The sequence below is a fragment of the Pseudomonas argentinensis genome (genome assembly GCF_001839655.2).
GTDB lineage: Bacteria > Pseudomonadota > Gammaproteobacteria > Pseudomonadales > Pseudomonadaceae > Aquipseudomonas > Aquipseudomonas argentinensis_B.
The window spans coordinates 4957397-4974680 of record NZ_CP056087.1; the positions used below are offsets into that span (position 1 = coordinate 4957397).

A 17284-nucleotide genomic window follows, 5' to 3' on the forward strand; every position below is an offset into this window, starting at 1 on the left:
GACAGCGCGCCTACTGGCAAGCTGAGAACCACCGCTCAGCTGCACTGAAAACCGACCCGCGCCCACTTGTCGAACCGATGGCGGCGGGATAGGGTCGGCGATCACTTCTTTCCGTGCAGACAAGGACGCGCATGAGCCAGCTCCGCTACAAGATCGTCTTCGATGGCAGCCTGATGCCTGGCACTTCGCTGGACGAGGTCAAGGCCAACCTGGCCAGCCTGTTCAAAAGCGATCGCGCACGTATCGACACCCTGTTTGGCCGCGGCCCGGTGGCCATCAAGCGCGACCTGGAAGAAGCCCAGGCCGAGCAATACCTGAACGTGCTGCAACGTGCCGGCGCCCGCGCCCGCAAGGAGCCGGACCTGGCCGCGGCGCTGAGCCTCGTGGAAACGGATGAAGAAAAAGCCGCCAATGTGGAGCCAGCGGCACAGCCGCAGACGTCCATGACCTGCCCCAAATGCGGCCACCAGCAGTTCACGGCTGCCGAGTGCTCGGCCTGTGGTGTGATCATCGAGAAGTATCTGGCTCGCCAGGCAGCAGCGCCAGAGGGCATGCAACCTCGTCCCAGCTCGACTGCCGCCGCTCAGCCGCAGACGCCCTACTCGCCACCCAAGGCGGATATCGACCCGCATGCCGGCCAGGTTGGCCAGTTGAAGATCAACTCGTTCAAGGGTCGTATCGGCAGGATGCGTTACCTGGCCTGGTCGTTGGCGTTGCTGTTCATCTTCGTCGCCATCATGGCCGGTATCTCGGCCATCACGGTGGTCGCCGAAACCCTCGGCAGCATCCTGATGGTCGGCGCGGTGATCGGCATGCTGGTGATCAGCGCGCAGATCGGCGTGCAGCGCCTGCATGACATGGGCTGGTCCGGCTGGTTGTGGCTGCTCAACGTGGTGCCAATCATCAGCAGCGTATTCTGGATCGTCATGCTGGTGGTGCCGGGCCCCGCTGGCAGCAACCGCTACGGCCCGCCACCGCCGCCCAACAGCCTCGGCGTGAACCTGGTGGCGGGGATCTTCCTGATCCTGCTGATCGGCGGCCTGCTGATGATGTTCCTCAGTGGCTTTGCCATGCTGGCGATCTTCGGCGGCCTGTTCGGCGAACTGTTGAGCGGCAGCTGATGCGCCACGCCCTAGGGTCTGTTGCCGTTTCAACGCGAGCCGCGTTGCCGCGAGAAATCTCGCCAGGCCGGGTGGCGATCCGCTAGGCGGAGGACGCAGGCAATGGACTAGCCGTTCGCGTTTTCCCTTGCCAAGTACTCCAACGACGCATGGCGAGATTTCCCGCGCAACCTAGGCGGCCCCACCCGAAGGGCCGGGCCCGTTTTGCCGCGATGCTACGTTTCTCGCCGGCTCATTTAGCTCACTAAAATTTCGCGGCTGTGTGACCCACATGGATGTGGGAAATGCCGCAAGCCCGCCGGGAGCGGGCGCGGCCCTTGCTTCGCGGCAAAACGGGCTCCGGCGCGGCCGTGCGTGAAACGGCAACAGACCCTAAGCATTTTATTTTCTTCGCCGGCGCTGCTAGTGCAGCGCTGACAGCTCGGTTGCGGATAGGCTATACACCCGCCCGCGAAGTGCTCTGGAGAACCTCATGTCACGTTATGCCCTGGTCACGGGTGCCTCGAGCGGCATCGGCCTTGCGTTGGCCGAAGCGCTGGCCCGTCGCGGGCGTAACCTGATCCTCGTGGCACGCAAACGCGACGCGCTGGAAAGCATCGCTTATGAGCTGACCCAGCGCTTTTCCGTGGACGTGCTGTTTCGGGTCTGCGACCTCAGCGAACCGCTGCAGCTTTCCGGTCTATTGCATGAGCTGGAGCAGAACGGCCAGGTCATCGAGCTGCTGGTGAACAATGCGGGGCTGGGCAGTGGTGGCGCATTCGTCGCCCAGGACTGGCGCCGTGAGCAGCAACTGCTGGAAGTCAACGTGCTGGCCCTGGCGCGCCTGTGCCACGCCATCGGCACGGTCATGGCTGCCCGCGGCCACGGGCAGATTCTTAATATCGCCTCGGTCGCCGCGTTCCAGCCCGGCCCCTGGATGAGCAGCTACTACGCCAGCAAGGCCTACGTGCTGCACTTCTCCGAAGGGCTGCGCGAGGAACTGCGCCCCCATGGGGTCAAGGTCTCGGTGCTCTGCCCCGGCCCGACCCACAGCGCCTTCTTCCGCAATGCGCAGCTAGATACCACGGCGCTCGAACGCGGCAAGCTGATGCTGAGCGCCGAAGAGGTGGCACTGATCGCCGTGCGCGGCCTGGAGCGTAACCGCGCGATCATCGTGCCCGGTTGGCGCAATCGCCTGCTGACGATGGCGCCCCGGCTGTTTCCGCGCTGGCTGGTGCGGCGAATCTCGGCGCGCATCAATCGCCGCTTCGGCCGCCCCTGAGCCTCAGTTCGCGCTGACCGTCCGCCCGCGCGCCCAGGCCCGCAGTTCGCCCAGCCGCTCGGCCATGATCACCGACAACGGCGAGGTGGCCTGGATACCCCGCAACAGCGTGCCGTTATCGACCGCCTGCTGTTGCGCCTGGGCCGCATACAGGGCGCTGACCACCACCTGCTCGATCTCGGCGCCCGAAAAACCGTCGGAGGCCGCCGCCAGTTGCGCCAGGTCGAACGCCGAGGGTTCCAGTTCGCGGCGCTGCAGGTGGATGCGAAAGATCTCCGCGCGGATCTCGGCCTCGGGCAGGTCGACGAAGAACAGCTCGTCGAAACGTCCCTTGCGCACCAGCTCAGGCGGCAGGCGATCGATCAGGTTGGCGGTCGCCACCATGAACACCGAGGATTTGCGCTCGGCCATCCAGGTCAGCAGGGTTCCCAGCACGCGCTGGCTGACGCCACCATCCTGGTCGCCGCTGGCCAGGCCCTTCTCGATCTCGTCGACCCACAGCACGCAGGGCGACATCTGTTCGGCCAGCGCCAGCGCCTCGCGCAGATTGCGCTCGGTCTCACCGAAGAACTTGTTGTACAGGCAACCGAAATCCAGGCGCAGCAGCGGCAAGCCCCACAGCCCGGCAACCGCCTTGGCTGCAAGGCTCTTGCCCGAACCCTGCACCCCGACCAGCAGCATGCCCTTGGGGATGTCCACACCTTCGCCGGCAAAGAACATGCGCTGGCGCTCGCCCAGCCAGCGTTTCAGATTGGCCAGCCCACCGACATCGGCGAACCGCGCCGTGTCGTGTTCATAGCTGAGCACGCCGTCGAGATCGAGCAGCTCGAACTTGGCCTTGTTCAACTCCGGCAGGTCTTCCTGAGTGATGGCGCCGTCATCGCAGATCAGGTTGCGCGCCAGCAGCCTCGCCTCGGCGTGGCTCATGCCACGCAGGTTCTTCACCACCTGCTGCAGGGTGCGGTTGTCGGTACGCACCCGACGATTACGGTTGCGCTCGCTCCAGCGCGCCGCCTCCTCGCGCACGATGGCCAGCAGCTCGTCTTCACCCGGCAGCGCCAGATTGAAACGGGCGGCATAACGCTGCACCTCCGGCGGCAACTTGCAAGCGTGGGACACCAGCACCAGGGTTGGCGCCTGGGCCGCATCGGCCATGGCGACCTCCTTGAGCAGGCGCACCAGCTTCGGGTTGTCGGCAAGAAAGGGATGCAGGTCGCACATCACGTAGAGGCTGGCCTGCGGGTCGGCCTTGATCAGCCGCAACGCCGCCTCGGGCTCGTGGCTATCGCTCTCGGCGAATGCCTCGCCGATGAAGTCGCCGCGCAGCAAACCACCGGTGATCGACCAGGTGAACAGGCTCAGGCCGCGGCGCACCGCCAGGCCGGTCAGGGTTTCCAGCACCCGCCGCTCGTCCCAGGACTCGATCAGTACCAGTTTGACCTTGGAATCGAGCACCAGTCCCAGGTCGTGAATATCGTTCTTCACAGCAACTCCTTATGCCCAAGCGGCAGCACATAGTCCTGCCAACCTGGCGGGCGAGCAAGTGACGGATGCGGCGCAATGGACGTGCCGCACATTTGCCCCTGCGCGCCGGGCGTCGCGACCTGGAAATACCATTTGCGGTAGACTGGCCGCTCATGTCCTCGCCGGAGAAACCTCATGGCCAACGACCGCCTTTATTCACCCGCCGACCGCCTGCTGCTGCAAGCCGATATGGCGCTGCGCACGCTACTGCCCTTCAGTGGGCAACCCTCGCGCCCGTCGCCCGCCATCGTCGAGCAGGAAACCGAGCTCGATGCCCAGCAGACCCGCCATATCGCCGGGCTGATGCGCATCAACCACACCGGTGAGGTGTGCGCCCAGGCGCTGTATCAGGGCCAGGCGCTGACCGCGCGACTGCCGCGGGTGCGCGAAGCCATGGAACGTGCGGCGGATGAGGAAATCGATCACCTGGCCTGGTGCGAGCAACGCATTCGCCAGCTGGGCAGCCATCCCAGCGTGCTCAATCCGCTGTTCTACGGACTGTCGTTCGGCGTGGGTGCGGTGGCCGGCCTGGTCAGCGACCGGGTCAGCCTGGGCTTCGTCGCCGCGACCGAGGATCAGGTGGTCAAGCACCTGGACGAGCACCTGGAGCAGATCCCCGAACAGGACGCCAAGTCCCGGGCGATTCTGGCGCAGATGCGCAGCGATGAGCTGGAGCACGCCAACACCGCGCTGGATGCCGGTGGCGTGCGTTTCCCCGCACCGGTCAAGCTGGGCATGACGCTCTTGTCCAAAGTCATGACCAAAACCACTTACCGCATCTGACCCGAACAATCACAGGGCGATGCGAGTCGCCCTGCCCTCTCAGGCACCCAGCTCGACGATTTCGTAATCGTGGGTGATCTCCACGCCAGCCCTTCCGAGCATGATCGAAGCCGAGCAGTACTTCTCCGCCGACAGCTCTACCGCCCGCTTGACCTGGGCTTCCTTGAGGCCGCGGCCCTTGACCACGAAATGCAGGTGAATCTTGGTGAACACCTTGGGATCCTCGGACGCCCGCTCGGCCTCCAGAAAGGCTTCGCAACTCTCGACCGGCTGGCGGGATTTCTTGAGGATGCTCACCACATCGAAGTTGCTGCAGCCGCCCAGGCCGATCAGCAGCATTTCCATGGGGCGCACGCCCAGATTGCGGCCGCCGTTCTCGGGAGGCCCGTCCATCACCACCGCATGGCCGCTGCCCGACTCGCCGAGAAACAGCGCTTCCCCGGCCCATTGAACGCGAGCTTTCATCGTTGCCGCCCTCCTCTTAAAAGGCCGGCAGCTTATCACAGCGCTGCATTTGCACCGCGAGCCGCAGATGCTGGTAGAGTTCCCGTAAGAACGTGCAACAACTCACAAAAACGGACCGCCGGTAGGTATCACCGTCCATGATGATGCCGTTTTAGTGGCACAATCGCGTTCATGCGGTATGACAGGTTCCCGCTCGATAACAATCAAGAACAAGGTATTCACCCGGGCCGCAGCAGGTCGTACCGGAACTGGACAGCGTCATCTAATCACGCCTGTCACAGGCCCATCTTCACCCATTTGGAATTCCAGGCATGGTCGCTATTACCCTCACGCCAAAGGTCAAGAACTTCGACAAGCTCCTGGCCCATTGCCACCGTCGTCGCTACACGGCCAAGAGCACCATCATCTACGCTGGTGACCGCAGCGAAACCCTGTACTTCATCGTCAAGGGCTCGGTCACCATCCTGATCGAAGATGACGATGGCCGCGAGATGATCATCGCCTACCTCAACCCGGGCGATTTTTTCGGCGAGATGGGGCTGTTCTGCAAGGAAGGCGCCGAAAAGGAGCGCAGCGCCTGGGTACGTGCGAAAACCGAATGTGAAGTGGCCGAGCTGAGCTACACCAAGTTCCGCGAACTGACCCAGCAGGACCCGGACATCATGTTCGCCCTGGGCTCGCAGATGGCCGAGCGCCTGCGCAACACCACCCGCAAGGTCGGCGACCTGGCGTTTCTCGACGTGACCGGGCGCGTGGCGCGCACCCTGCTCGACCTGTGCAAGCAGCCTGATGCGATGACCCACCCGGACGGCATGCAGATCAAGATCACCCGCCAGGAAATCGGCCGTATCGTCGGCTGCTCGCGGGAAATGGTCGGCCGCGTCCTCAAGTCCCTGGAGGAACAGGGCCTGGTGTACGTGAAGGGCAAGACCATGGTGGTCTTCGGCACTCGCTGAACCGCAATGGGGCATCGATCAATGCCCCATTGTTCTTTCAGGCCTTGGCAGCGACCGCCAGGGCTTCGACTTCCTGGCGCTTGATCAGCGCGTAGACCACGCCGGTCACCAGGCTGCCCGCCACGATAGCCAGCAGGTACAGCAGCGCATGGTTGATGGCGTTGGGGATCAGCAATACGAACAGGCCGCCATGCGGCGCCATCAGCTTGCAGCTGAAGTACATCGACAGCGCGCCGGTCAGTGCACCACCGGCGATGCTGGCCGGGATGACCCGCAGTGGATCCTTCGCGGCGAAGGGAATCGCCCCCTCCGAAATGAAGCACAACCCCAGCACCCCGGCAGCCTTGCCGGCCTCACGCTCGGTCTGGCTGAACTTGCGCCGTGCCAGCAGGGTGGCGATGGCCATGCCAATCGGCGGCACCATGCCCGCAGCCATGGTCGCGGCCATCGGCGCATAGCTCTGCGAGGCCAGCAGGCCAACCGAGAAGGCATAAGCGGCCTTGTTGATCGGCCCGCCCAGGTCCACGCACATCATGCCGCCGAGCAGCAGCCCGAGCAGGATCGCGTTGGTGGTGCCCATGTTCTGCAGGAAGGTCTCCAGGGACGCCATGATGCCGGCAACCGGGGTCCCCACCACGTAGATCATCGCCAGGCCGGTGACCAGGCTGGCCAGTAGCGGAATCAGCAGAATCGGCTTGAGCGCTTCGATGCTCTGCGGCAGGCGCAGCCAGCGGTTCAGCCCCAAGGCCAGGTAACCGGCCAGAAAGCCGGCGATGATGCCGCCCAGGAAACCGGTGCCCAGGGCGCTGGCCAGCATGCCACCGATCATCCCCGGCGCAAGCCCGGGGCGGTCGGCGATCGAATAGGCGATATAACCCGCCAGCACCGGGATCATCAGCGCGAACGCGGCATCGCCACCGATCTTCATCAACGCCGCTGGCAGCGTGCCTTCCTGCTTGAAGGCCTCGATGCCGAACACGAACGACAGGGCGATCAGCAACCCCCCCGCCACCACCATCGGCAGCATGAAGGACACCCCGGTCAACAGGTGCTTGTAGGGGCCGCTCCTGGTGGCGGACTTGCCGCTCTCGGCGCTCTGCGCCTGCCCCGCGCCCTGTTGCAGAACGCCTTCGGCCAGGGCCTTCTGCAGCGTCTGCTTCGGCTGCTTGAGGGCGATGCCCGTGCCGCAGCGATAGACCTTCTTGCCGGCGAAGCGGTCGGTTTCCACTTCGATATCGGTGGCCAGCAGCACTACATCGGCCGCCGCGATGCTCGCCTCGTCGAGCAGGTTGCGCGCGCCGACCGAGCCGCGGGTCTCGACCTTCAAGTCGTAGCCCAGTTGCTCGGCCGCCTGTTGCAGCGCCTCGGCCGCCATGAAGGTGTGCGCTACACCGGTGGGGCAGGCGGTGATCGCCACCAGCTTCGCTTTGCCCGAAGCCGCGGCAGCGACCGGCGCCGCCTGCTCGAGAACCTGCGCCTGCTCGGCGGCGCTGCGCAGAAACTGTTGCGGGTCGGCCAGCGCCTCGGAAGGCGTCGACTGCACCACGCGCTTGCCCACGAAACGCTGCAGATCCAGCTCGCCGGTCTTGACCACCAGCACCAACTCCGCGGCCTCGATGGCCGCTGCGCTCAACGGCGAGCCAATGGCCTTGGCATCGTGCACTTCGACCTGGGTGGACCACCCTAGCCGCTCGGCCGCCGCCTGCAGCAGGCGGGAACACAGCACGCTGGTAACCTGCCCGTTGGGGCAGGCAGTAACGATCAGCACATTCATTTGCAGCGACCTCTAATTATTGTTTCGACGTGACAGTCACGGCCGCTTCCAGGCGGGCGAGCTGTTGCCGATCATGAATTCCGAAACCGATTTGCGTGACCGCCTGAGCGGCGACCGCCGTTGCCAGGCGCAGCGTGCGCTCGGCGGGCCAATCACTGAGCAGGCCGTGCAGCGTGGCAGCGAGCAGCGAATCGCCAGCGCCCACGGTGCTGGCCACCTCCACTCGGGGTGGCCGGGCATTGAGCACGCCATGGGGGCCGAACCAGTCGGCGCCTTGCGAGCCCCGCGAGAGCAGCACGTGCTCGACACCGGCCGCGCGCAGCGTGTCGATGGCGGCGCCCAACTGCTCGGCGGACGCCGGCTCCAGCTCGCAGGCTTCGGCCAGTTCCTCTTCGTTGGGTTTGATCAGCCAGGGGCTCGTCGCCAGCCCGGCCCGCAGCGCCGCGCCACTGGTATCCAGCGCCACCGGCAGGCCAGAGGCCGCCAGCCGGCGCAGCAGGGCGGCGAACCATTCGACCGTCACCCCGCGCGGCAGGCTGCCGGCCACCACCACCGCATCATGACCCGCGGCGATCTCTTCCAGCCGAGCGAGCAGTTGCGCCTGATGGGCCTCGTCCACCTCGGGGCCCGGTCCGTTAAGGTCGGTGATGCGGCCGTCGCGCTCGGCGAGCTTGATGTTGCTGCGCGTCTCACCCAGCACGCGCACGAAGGCATCGGTGAAACCCCGGCGATGAATCAACTGCTCGAATGGCGCCGCATTGGCCTGGCCGAGAAAGCCGCTGACCGTGACCTTGTGGCCGAGATCAGCGAGCACCTGCGCCACATTGAGCCCCTTGCCCGCCGCATGGCTGGTCATGCCCAGGCTGCGGTTGACGTTGCCCGGCTGCAGGGTATCGAGGCTGACGGTCAGGTCCAGCGCCGGGTTGAGGGTCAGGGTAAGAATCCGCGCCATCAGTGCGCCTCCTCGACCAAGGCCCGCACCGCCGTCGCACTGGGCAGCAACAGCGCCTGGCGGGCCTGGGCCTGGCAATGACGGAGATCCAGCTCGCGGATCCGCGCCTTGACCAGCGGGATACTGCGCGCGGCCACGCTCAGCTCGTCGACCCCCAGGCCAACCAGCAGCGGCACGGCGAGCATGTCGGCGGCCAGCTCGCCGCACACACCGACCCACTTGCCTTCGGCATGGGCGGCCTCGACCGTCATGCCGATCAAGCGCAGCACCGAGGGGTGCACGCCGTCGGCCTGGGCGGAAAGCGTCGGGTGGCCACGGTCGATGGCCAGGGTGTACTGGGTCAGGTCATTGGTGCCGATGCTGAAGAAGTCCACTTCACGGGCCAGCACCGGTGCCAGCAACGCGGCGGATGGCACCTCGATCATGATGCCCAGCTGCAGGTCGCTCAGGGGAATCTCGCCGCGCAGCTTGTCGACCATCTCCCGCGCCGCACGCCACTCTTCGACCTGCCCGACCATCGGGAACATGATGCGCAGCGGTCGCCCCTCGGCGGCCTGCAACAGGGCGCGCAGCTGGGTTTCCATGATGTCCGGGCGCTGCAGGGTCAGACGGATGCCGCGCACCCCGAGAAAGGGGTTTTCTTCTGCCGGCATCGGCCAGTACGGCAGTGGCTTGTCGCCACCGACATCCAGGGTGCGCACCACCAGCGGCCGGCCCTGCAGGGCATCGAACACTCGGCGGTACTCGGCTTCCTGGGTGGCCACATCGGGCGCCTGGCCATGGTCCATGAACACCAGTTCGGTACGCAGCAGGCCCACCGCTTCGGCGCCCAGCTCGACCGCACCGGCCGCTTCGCCACTGGCACCGATATTCACGGCCACCTCGACAGCGTGACCATCGCGGGTGTGCGCTGGCTGCAGGCGTTCGCCATGGGCACGCTCGCGGCGCTGCTCGCTGGCCTGCCGCTCTCGCTCGGCCTGGGCCTGGGTCGCCTGGTCAGGCTGCACCCACAGCTGGCCACGGTCGCCGTCGAGCAGCAGGTGACAGCCCTGGTCCAGCAGCAGCAGGCTTTCACCGGCACCCACTACGCAGGGAATGCCCAACGCCCGGGCAATAATCGCACTGTGGGCGGTCGCCCCGCCCCGGGCGGTGACGATGCCGGCCACGCGCTGGCGATCCAGGCTGGCGACATCCGACGGGCCGACCTCGCCCATCACCAGAATGTAGGGCTCGACCGGCTCCTGCGGCGCCTCGACGCCACACAGCTGCGCCAGCACCCGCCGACCGACGTCACGCAGGTCGGCGGCACGCTCGGCCAGCAGGGCATCATGCAGGGACTCCTGCTGCGCCGCGGCCGCTTCGATCTCGCCGATCCAGGCGGCCTGAGCGCTGGCTCCGCTGGCCAGGCGCGCCTCGACATCCTCGCGCAGCGCCGGATCGCGGAGCATCGCCTGGTGAGTGACGAAAATATCTCGGATGCTGGCCTCTTCGCTGCGCTCGACCAAGCGCTGGATTTCGCCATCGATGTGCTGCAGGGCGGCGTCCAGGCGCTGGCGCTCGGCCGCCACGCCCTCACCACGCTCGGGGTAGTCGAGTTTCGGCATGCGCCGCACGAACGCCGGGCCACTGGCGATACCGGGCGAGGCCGCCACGGCATGCACACGCGAGCCGGCAACCGGGGCGACCACGGTGTCCGCGATCGGCGCCTCGGGGGCCGGCTCGGCGATGTTCTCGGCGTGCTCCGGCAGTGGCTCGACGTCCTCGCCCAGGCCGGCCCGCACCGCCGTTTCGATGGCCGGCAGCGCCTGCTCGGCGATGGCCGGATCGGCGCTGAATTCCAACACCTGACCACGCCGCGCGCCAAGAGCCAGCAACTTGCTCAGGCTTTTCGCCGATACGGTCGCATCCGCGCCATCGGCCAAGCGCACGCGAACCTCACCGTCGAACCCCTGGGCGATTTCGCTCAGCGTCTTGGCCGGGCGCGCGTGCAGACCGTGGGCATTGGCCAGGGTAATGCGCAGGCTCGGCCAATCGGCCGGCAGCTCGGCGCCCAGCGCCTCGAGCACGCCGCGGCTGCTGGTGGCCTGGGTCAATACATCGCCCTGCCCGGCGATCAGCAGGTCACACAGGCGCTCGAGCACCTGGCGGTGCCCCTCGCCCAGACAGGCCAGGCAGAACAGACCGGCCACCGGCTGGTCGCCACGCTGCAGCGGCTGCGCCGGGGTGACGAAGGCCAGGCCCGGACGCTCGACGCCCTGCTCGCTGCTCAGCCACCACAGCCCATTACCCAGCGGCAACGGCTCGGCCTGCACCAGGCTGGCGGCGAAACCGGCCGCCGAGCAACCGGCCTTCTTCAATAAACGCGCGCCTTGCCAGGTCAGCTCGTCGAGGTCCTCGGCTGCAACGCCCAGGTTCACCAGTTGCGCATCCAGGGCCAGCTCCGGCGCGGCGCCCTGTAGCAAGGCGAGAATCGCCTCGGCATCCGGCGCCTCGCGCAGCGCCTGACTCAGATCGCCCTCGCCCAGCGCGCGGGTGAGCAGCTGCAGCAGGTGCAGATGCTCGTCGGAACGCGCGGCAATGGCGATGGCCAGGTACACCCGCTGGCCGTCACCCCAGTCCACGCCTTCGGGAAACTGGATCAGCCGCATGCCGGTCTGGAACACCTGGTCGCGGGTTTCCGGGGTGCCGTGGGGGATGGCGATGCCCTGCCCCAGATAGGTCGACCCCTGACGCTCACGGGCCTGCATGCCATCCAGATATCCGGCGGCCACCAGGCCGTCGGCGACCAGGTTGTCGGCAAGCTGGGCCAGCGCCTGCTGCTTGTCGACGGCCTGGCGGCCCATCTGGATTTGCGAAGGGTGTAGTTCGAGCATGACGCTTCTCCTCAAGCAAGACCGGCTGCAGACGGGCTTGGCGGACATTCTTGTTAGCTTAGTCGACTCGTTTGCTGAATCGTTTCATCTAGCACTGGCACGTTACCTGATAATGGGTAATCCTTGAAGGCCCGGCAGAGGAGACAGCCACTTGAAGTTGACCGATATTGCCCGCCTGGCCGGTGTTTCCGTGACCACGGCCAGCTACGTGATCAATGGCCAGGCCGCCAGGCGGCGTATCAGTGCGGCCACCGTGCAGCGCGTGCTGGAAATCGTGGAGAAGCACGACTACCGCCCCAACACCCAGGCCGCCGGTCTGCGCCGTGGGGAAAGCCGCTGCCTGGGCTTCATCCTCCCGGATCTGGAAAACCCCAGCTACGCGCGCCTCGCCAAGTTGCTGGAACAGCGTGCCCGGGCAGCCGGCTACCAGTTGCTGATCGCCAGCTCCGACGATCAGCCGGACAGCGAACGCCAGCTGCTCGAATTGTTCCGCTCGCGCCGCTGCGACGCCCTGATCGTCGCCAGTTGCCTGCCCCAGGACGCCGCCGACTACCGTCAGCTGGTCGCCGCCGGCACTCCGGTGGTCGCCGTCGACCGCGCCCTGGATCCCGATTACCTGTATTCGGTGGTCAGTGATGACCGCCAGGCCGGCGAACAGCTGACCCGTAGCCTGGTGCAGGCGGGGCAGCGGCATGCGGCGCTGATCGGCGCGCGCCTGGAACTGCCGATCAGCCAGGCCCGCGAGCAGGGTTTTCGGGATGCTCTGGCCGGCTTCGAAGGCCTGATCAACGTCAGCCACGCCGAGCAGTTCAGCCGCCAGTGGGGCTACCGGCAAATGAAGCAGCTGCTGGCCAGCGATGGCCTGCCGGACGTGTTGGTAACCACCGCCTACGTATTGCTGGAAGGGGTGCTCGATGCGCTGTACGAACACCCCGAACTGGACAGTCGCAATCTGCGCCTCGGCACCTTTGGCGATGCGCAATTGCTCGACTTCCTGCCCCTGCGCGTGAACGCCATCTCCCAGCAGCACGAGCGCATCGCCGAGCGGGTGTTCGACCGGCTGCTCGATGCCCTGGACGGCAGCTACCACCCGGGCCTGGATGCCATCGAGCGGTGCCTGAAGATCCGCTTCAGCCCCTAGCCCCCCTGGCGGATCTGCTGCAGCAGCGGTTCGCACTCGTTCGGCTGGTCGCCACTCGGGGCCACCAGCGCCACCAGGCCGGCGGCTGGCGCCACCAGCGCGCCCAGAGCCAGCATGCCGGCACCCCGCAAGGCCAGCGGGCCGGCCTTCACGCCGGGGTTGGGGTTCTTGAAGGTGCCGCGTACGTACAGCGGCGAGCGCAGCGAGAAGATCCGCAGCCCCTTCGATTCGGGGGTAATGGTCAGGTCGAGTTGCTCAGTGCCGAAATTCACCGTGCCGTCGACGCCGATCAGCGCATTCTCGGTATCGATCACCATCAGTTGCGGGCGCATGACGCCCTGCTTGATGTCCAGGTTGGCGGCGGCGCAGTTGATTTCCACCTCGTTGTCACCGAACAGCCGGCCGACCAGGTAGTTCCCGACGTTGAGGCCGGCGATCTCCATCAGGTTACGGCTGACCCGACCGTCGTTGATCAGCAGTTTGACCTGCCCGTTGGCACCGCCCAGCAGGGTCGCCACCGAGTTGCCGGTACCACTGATGGCGGCATCGCCATTCAATGCGCCGAGGCTGCTCTGCATCACCTCGACATTGGGAAACAGCTGGCGCAGACGGAAATTGCGCGCGCGCAACTGGGCCTGGGCCCTGAGCGGCGCGGCGCTGCCGTCCAGACGCAGGGTGGAATCCAGCCGGCCACCCGCCACCCCGAAACGTAGCGGCTCCAGGCTGAGCCTGCCGTCATTGAGCACCACATGGGTAAACAGGTCGGTGAAGGGCAGTTGCTCGCTGTGTACGATGCGCTTGCCCGTGAAGCTGACGTCGGCATCCATGTCGCGCCAGCGCTCGGTGCGAAATTCCTCGACCGGCAGCGCCTTGTTGGCCGGCTGGACGCTGGTCGCGCCACGCTGCTTCTTCTCGGCGTTGGAGTCGGCGCCGATCAGCGGTGCCAGATCGGCGAAACGCAGCTGGTCGGACACCAGAGTTCCGGACAGTTTGGGGCGCGGCTTGCGGGCCACGAAGGTGAGGTCCCCATGAATGTCGCTGTCACCGATGCGCCCGTTGAACTTCTCGTAGCGAAACAGCGGGCCGTCCGGGTCCTGCAGCTGGGCGATCAATCGCCCGTCAGTGGAGTAGGCCGGGGTATCCGGTAACGTCACGCCAGTCAGCGGATACAGGTTGCCGAGGCTGACGCCCGACAGACGCAGGCGCAGGTCCAGGGCGCCCAGGTTCTTCGGGTCGGTCAGGGTGCCGGCCACCTGCACCCGGGTGGTGCCGGCGCGCACATCGGCCTGTACGGGAAATGGCAAGCGGGCGTCCTGCAGGGCCAGCAAGCCGCCGATACGACCGCTGCCGCTGAGCGCCTGCTCCTTGTAACGCCCCTTGGCCTGCCAGGCAAAGGCGTAATCCTGGGGCTGGGCAGCACCCTCGTCCGTCTGGCTGGCGGACTTGCCGACGATCTCGGCAAAGGCGATGGGCTCGCCGAGCGGCTCGACCTGCAGGTTCACGCTGGCCTGGGAAACCTGATCGTCGACACTGACCCGGGCCTTGTCGAAGCCGATGGTGCCGATGTCCATCACCCAGGGCGAGGCCGGTTCCTCTTCCGGCTGCTCTTGCTTGCCGAGATCGAAGGTCCAGTTGGCCCGCCCGTCGGCCAACCGCTCCAGGGCGGCGTCGGCGCCGGTCAGATGAATGCGCGGGATGGACAGGGTCTTCCACAGCAGCGGCACTGGCGACAGGCTGGCCTCGACACGCTCCAGGTAAACGAACTGCTCGCCCTTGGCCCACTCGGGATTGCCCAGGCTAAGCTGCTCGGCGGAAACATGGGGCCAGGGCATCCAGGCACGCAGGCCAGGCTCGTCGGGCTCGCGCTGCCAGGCGACGGCCAGATTGCCCTCGATCACGAAGGGCCGATTGAGTGCTTCGGAAACCCGCGCATTGATGGTCGGCTTGAGCAGGTTCCAATCGAAAAGCACCAGAAACAGCATCAGCGCTGCAATCAACAGCAGAAGACTGGCAAGGCACCAGCCAAGTATCTTGCGAAGGCGCATCATGCGGCGGCCCCTTTTTATCAGCGATCCCCACAACCGCCGTCCCTGATCGTTCGACTGGCCAATGCCAGGAATGACTCACAGAATGTTGTCACGCAGGTGTACAAACCTGCCGTTCATACAACCTCGACACCGGGCAGGCACCATGCAACTGATCGACACCCACACCCATCTCGACTTCCCAGACTTCGACGCGGACCGCCCCCAGGTGCTGGCCGCCGCTCGCGCCCTCGGCATCGAAAAGCTGGTGATACTGGGCGTCGAGCACGGCAACTGGCAGCGCCTGTGGGATCAGGTGCTGGTGCACGAGGGGCTGTACGCCGCCTTTGGCCTGCATCCGGTGTATCTGGACAGCCATCGGCCATACCACCTGCATGCACTGGAACAATGGCTGGAGAAGCTGCAGGGTCATGAGAAGCTGTGTGCGGTGGGCGAATTCGGGCTGGATTACTACCTGCCGGAGCTGGATCGGCAGCGCCAGCAGGTGCTCTTCGAGGCGCAGCTGGTACTTGCCCAGCGCCTCGAATTGCCCGTGCTGCTGCACGTGCGGCGCGCCCATGCCCAGGTGATCGCCACCCTCAAACGCTTCAAGCTGCAGCGGGCCGGCATCATCCACGCCTTCGCCGGCAGCTACGAGGAAGCCCGGGAATACATGAAACTGGGTTTCAGGCTGGGATTGGGCGGCGCAGCCACCTGGCCCCAGGCCAAGCGCCTGCGCCAGGTCGTGCCGCGTCTGCCGCTCGACGCCGTGGTGCTGGAAACCGACTCACCGGACATGGCGCCGGCGACCCATCCCAACATCCGTAACAGCCCGGTGCACCTGCTGGCGATCTGCCGTGAGCTGGCCACACTGTTGGCGGTGGAGCCAGAGGTGCTGGCCGCCGCCAGCAGCCGCAATGCGGCAGCACTGTTCGGCTGGCTGGATTAGAAGAACAACGTCCACAGTGCGATAGCGGCGTACCAGAGGATGGCCGCGCGCACCAGCAACTGCCACAGGCCGTCCAGCGTCGTCACGCCCGCCTCGCCGAGCACCGGTTCCGGCGTTTCGGCAGCGGCACGCGCCGCGCCGACTGCCAGTTGCGCAGCCGAGATGTCCCAGCTCAGCACTTCGTGCAACAGCGCGCGGCTGACCGCGATGAAATTGCCGACCAGCGCGAAGCTGGCTGCCAACACCCGCACCGGCAACCAGTCGAAGGCATGCCGTAGCTGGCCGGCGCGCTCGCGCAGTGCCTCGGACTGACCGTTCTCGACGATCAACGCCAGCAAGCGATAGGCCAGCGCGGCGAGCGGCCCCAGCAGCACATACCAGAAGATCACCGCGAAAAAGCTCTGATAGGCCTGCCAGACCAGGTAGGTCTGCACGTTCGGCAGCAGCGTCGCTTCACCGTCGGCCTGCACGCCCAGGTCGCGCTGGGCGACCAGGTAGGCCGCTTCGCCATCGCCGCGCCGCCAGCTGTCGCGAAACGGCCCGAGTGCCGCCAGCACATCGCCCCGGCCCAGGCTGTAGATCACCACCAGCAGATGGATCGGCAACAGCAACCAGCCGTACGCCAGGGGCGCCAGCAATTTAAGGACCGCCGCCAGAATCAGCAGCGGCACACCCACCAGCAGCGCGATGGCCAGCCAGGGCGAATCGCTGGTGGTACCGCCGCGCTCCATTCGCGCCAGGGCACGCAGCCAGGGTTCATCCTGCTGGATACGCTGACGCCAGGCGGAAAACTTCTCCACCCACAGCACCAGCAGCAACACCAGGAAACTCATGATGCCTCCTTATCAGTCATCAGTGACGAGCGCAGCCGCGCCCAGTCGAATGCCGGCCCGGGGTCGGTCTTGCGGCCCGGGGCGATATCGCTGTGCCCACAGATGCGCGCCAGGGTGATGGCCGGATAGGCCGCCTGCAGCGCTTGCGTCAGCTGCGTCAGGGCAGCGTACTGCGCGTCCGTGAACGGTAGATGATCCGTGCCTTCGAGCTCGATGCCCAGCGAAAAATCGTTGCAGTTCTCGCGCCCCTCGAAGCAGGACACACCGGCGTGCCAGGCCCGATCCAGGCAGGATACGAATTGCACCAGGGTGCCGTCGCGCTCGATCAGAAAGTGCGCTGACACCGTCATGCTGGCGATCTCCGCGAAGTAGGGGTGCGCCTCAGCCTGCAGCCGGTTGGTGAAGAACGCCTGCACCTGGCCGGTACCGAACTGACCCGGCGGCAGGCTGATGTTGTGAATGACCAGCAGGGAAATCTCGCCCTGCGGACGTTCGTTGAAGTTGGGCGAAGGACAGTGCTGAATCCCCTGATACCAGCCGTCTTCGAGTGGCTTGCGCATAGGTGCTCCTCGAACGAGCGCACACTCTAGGGGCTGTCGACGTTTCAGCGCAAGCCGCGTTGCAGCGA

The 17284-nt window shown here is 66.1% G+C and carries 14 protein-coding genes; 6 read left to right on the forward strand and 8 right to left on the reverse strand.

Features of this window, described 5'->3' with window-relative positions:
- Window positions 1-131: 131 nt before the first annotated feature.
- Both SA190iCDA_RS22585 and SA190iCDA_RS22590 read left to right on the forward strand, forming a co-directional pair.
- On the forward strand, window positions 132-1121 hold the full coding sequence (locus tag SA190iCDA_RS22585; protein ID WP_070886175.1) for a DUF805 domain-containing protein: 990 nt from the start codon (window positions 132-134) through the stop codon (window positions 1119-1121).
- Window positions 1122-1593: 472 nt separating this feature from the next.
- Complete coding sequence (locus SA190iCDA_RS22590; protein ID WP_070886174.1) at window positions 1594-2382, forward strand: SDR family NAD(P)-dependent oxidoreductase; 789 nt, start codon at window positions 1594-1596, stop codon at window positions 2380-2382.
- 3 nt (window positions 2383-2385) lie between these two features.
- Here SA190iCDA_RS22590 and SA190iCDA_RS22595 read toward each other — a convergent pair whose 3' ends face one another.
- Complete coding sequence (locus SA190iCDA_RS22595; RefSeq protein ID WP_070886173.1) at window positions 2386-3867, reverse strand: AAA family ATPase; 1482 nt, start codon at window positions 3865-3867, stop codon at window positions 2386-2388.
- A 174-nt stretch (window positions 3868-4041) separates the two neighbouring features.
- Between SA190iCDA_RS22595 and coq7 the strand changes: the two genes are divergently transcribed.
- The gene (coq7, locus tag SA190iCDA_RS22600) at window positions 4042-4689 is read left to right on the forward strand and encodes a 2-polyprenyl-3-methyl-6-methoxy-1,4-benzoquinone monooxygenase (protein ID WP_070886172.1); all 648 of its coding nucleotides are present in this window, start codon (window positions 4042-4044) and stop codon (window positions 4687-4689) included.
- A 39-nt stretch (window positions 4690-4728) separates the two neighbouring features.
- Here coq7 and SA190iCDA_RS22605 read toward each other — a convergent pair whose 3' ends face one another.
- Complete coding sequence (locus SA190iCDA_RS22605; RefSeq protein ID WP_042554321.1) at window positions 4729-5154, reverse strand: OsmC family protein; 426 nt, start codon at window positions 5152-5154, stop codon at window positions 4729-4731.
- Between the two features lie 311 nt (window positions 5155-5465).
- On the opposite strand from SA190iCDA_RS22605, the gene crp reads away from it, so the two are divergent.
- Window positions 5466-6110, forward strand: coding sequence for a cAMP-activated global transcriptional regulator CRP (gene crp, locus SA190iCDA_RS22610; protein ID WP_070886171.1), 645 nt, complete (start codon window positions 5466-5468; stop codon window positions 6108-6110).
- Between the two features lie 37 nt (window positions 6111-6147).
- Here crp and SA190iCDA_RS22615 read toward each other — a convergent pair whose 3' ends face one another.
- From SA190iCDA_RS22615 to ptsP, 3 genes are read right to left on the reverse strand one after another with little or no spacing between them, the layout of a single operon-like run.
- Window positions 6148-7884, reverse strand: coding sequence for a PTS fructose-like transporter subunit IIB (locus SA190iCDA_RS22615; RefSeq protein ID WP_070886170.1), 1737 nt, complete (start codon window positions 7882-7884; stop codon window positions 6148-6150).
- A gap of 16 nt (window positions 7885-7900) precedes the next feature.
- Window positions 7901-8836: a 1-phosphofructokinase gene (gene pfkB, locus SA190iCDA_RS22620; RefSeq protein ID WP_070886169.1), complete on the reverse strand. Its 936-nt coding sequence runs from the start codon at window positions 8834-8836 to the stop codon at window positions 7901-7903.
- Window positions 8836-11709 (reverse strand): phosphoenolpyruvate--protein phosphotransferase, encoded by a 2874-nt coding sequence (gene ptsP, locus SA190iCDA_RS22625; protein ID WP_070886168.1) that lies wholly within the window; start codon window positions 11707-11709, stop codon window positions 8836-8838. Before ptsP ends, pfkB begins: the two co-directional genes overlap by 1 nt.
- A 151-nt stretch (window positions 11710-11860) precedes the next feature.
- On the opposite strand from ptsP, the gene cra reads away from it, so the two are divergent.
- Window positions 11861-12850, forward strand: coding sequence for a catabolite repressor/activator (gene cra / locus SA190iCDA_RS22630; protein WP_070886167.1), 990 nt, complete (start codon window positions 11861-11863; stop codon window positions 12848-12850).
- Here the strand turns inward: cra and SA190iCDA_RS22635 are convergent.
- Window positions 12847-14898 carry an AsmA family protein gene (locus SA190iCDA_RS22635; RefSeq protein WP_070886166.1) on the reverse strand — a complete coding sequence of 684 codons (2052 nt, stop codon included), beginning with the start codon at window positions 14896-14898 and terminating at the stop codon, window positions 12847-12849. The two genes, cra and SA190iCDA_RS22635, sit on opposite strands and share 4 nt — an antisense overlap.
- A gap of 142 nt (window positions 14899-15040) precedes the next feature.
- Between SA190iCDA_RS22635 and SA190iCDA_RS22640 the strand changes: the two genes are divergently transcribed.
- Complete coding sequence (locus tag SA190iCDA_RS22640) at window positions 15041-15823, forward strand: TatD family hydrolase (protein WP_070886165.1); 783 nt, start codon at window positions 15041-15043, stop codon at window positions 15821-15823.
- On the opposite strand, the gene ampE is transcribed toward SA190iCDA_RS22640, so the two are convergent.
- Together ampE and ampD are read right to left on the reverse strand one after the other, a co-directional pair.
- Window positions 15820-16656, reverse strand: a complete 837-nt coding sequence (gene ampE / locus SA190iCDA_RS22645) for a regulatory signaling modulator protein AmpE (RefSeq protein ID WP_070886164.1) — start codon at window positions 16654-16656, stop codon at window positions 15820-15822. The two genes, SA190iCDA_RS22640 and ampE, sit on opposite strands and share 4 nt — an antisense overlap.
- Entirely contained in the window at window positions 16653-17216 is a 564-nt protein-coding gene (gene ampD, locus SA190iCDA_RS22650) for a 1,6-anhydro-N-acetylmuramyl-L-alanine amidase AmpD (protein ID WP_070886163.1), read from the reverse strand. The genes ampE and ampD overlap by 4 nt, the downstream gene beginning before the upstream one ends.
- Window positions 17217-17284: the final 68 nt, after the last annotated feature.

What these genes read in the sequence shown, in the direction of transcription:
- SA190iCDA_RS22585 (WP_070886175.1), top strand. Translation starts at nt 132, where the DNA reads ATGAGCCAGCTCCGCTACAAGATCGTCTTCGATGGCAGCCTGATGCCT.
- SA190iCDA_RS22590 (WP_070886174.1), top strand. Translation starts at nt 1,594, where the DNA reads ATGTCACGTTATGCCCTGGTCACGGGTGCCTCGAGCGGCATCGGCCTT.
- ptsP (WP_070886168.1), bottom strand. Translation starts at nt 11,709, where the DNA reads ATGCTCGAACTACACCCTTCGCAAATCCAGATGGGCCGCCAGGCCGTC.
- coq7 (WP_070886172.1), top strand. Translation starts at nt 4,042, where the DNA reads ATGGCCAACGACCGCCTTTATTCACCCGCCGACCGCCTGCTGCTGCAA.
- pfkB (WP_070886169.1), bottom strand. Translation starts at nt 8,836, where the DNA reads ATGGCGCGGATTCTTACCCTGACCCTCAACCCGGCGCTGGACCTGACC.
- ampE (WP_070886164.1), bottom strand. Translation starts at nt 16,656, where the DNA reads ATGAGTTTCCTGGTGTTGCTGCTGGTGCTGTGGGTGGAGAAGTTTTCC.
- SA190iCDA_RS22640 (WP_070886165.1), top strand. Translation starts at nt 15,041, where the DNA reads ATGCAACTGATCGACACCCACACCCATCTCGACTTCCCAGACTTCGAC.
- ampD (WP_070886163.1), bottom strand. Translation starts at nt 17,216, where the DNA reads ATGCGCAAGCCACTCGAAGACGGCTGGTATCAGGGGATTCAGCACTGT.
- SA190iCDA_RS22615 (WP_070886170.1), bottom strand. Translation starts at nt 7,884, where the DNA reads ATGAATGTGCTGATCGTTACTGCCTGCCCCAACGGGCAGGTTACCAGC.
- crp (WP_070886171.1), top strand. Translation starts at nt 5,466, where the DNA reads ATGGTCGCTATTACCCTCACGCCAAAGGTCAAGAACTTCGACAAGCTC.
- SA190iCDA_RS22605 (WP_042554321.1), bottom strand. Translation starts at nt 5,154, where the DNA reads ATGAAAGCTCGCGTTCAATGGGCCGGGGAAGCGCTGTTTCTCGGCGAG.
- SA190iCDA_RS22635 (WP_070886166.1), bottom strand. Translation starts at nt 14,898, where the DNA reads ATGATGCGCCTTCGCAAGATACTTGGCTGGTGCCTTGCCAGTCTTCTG.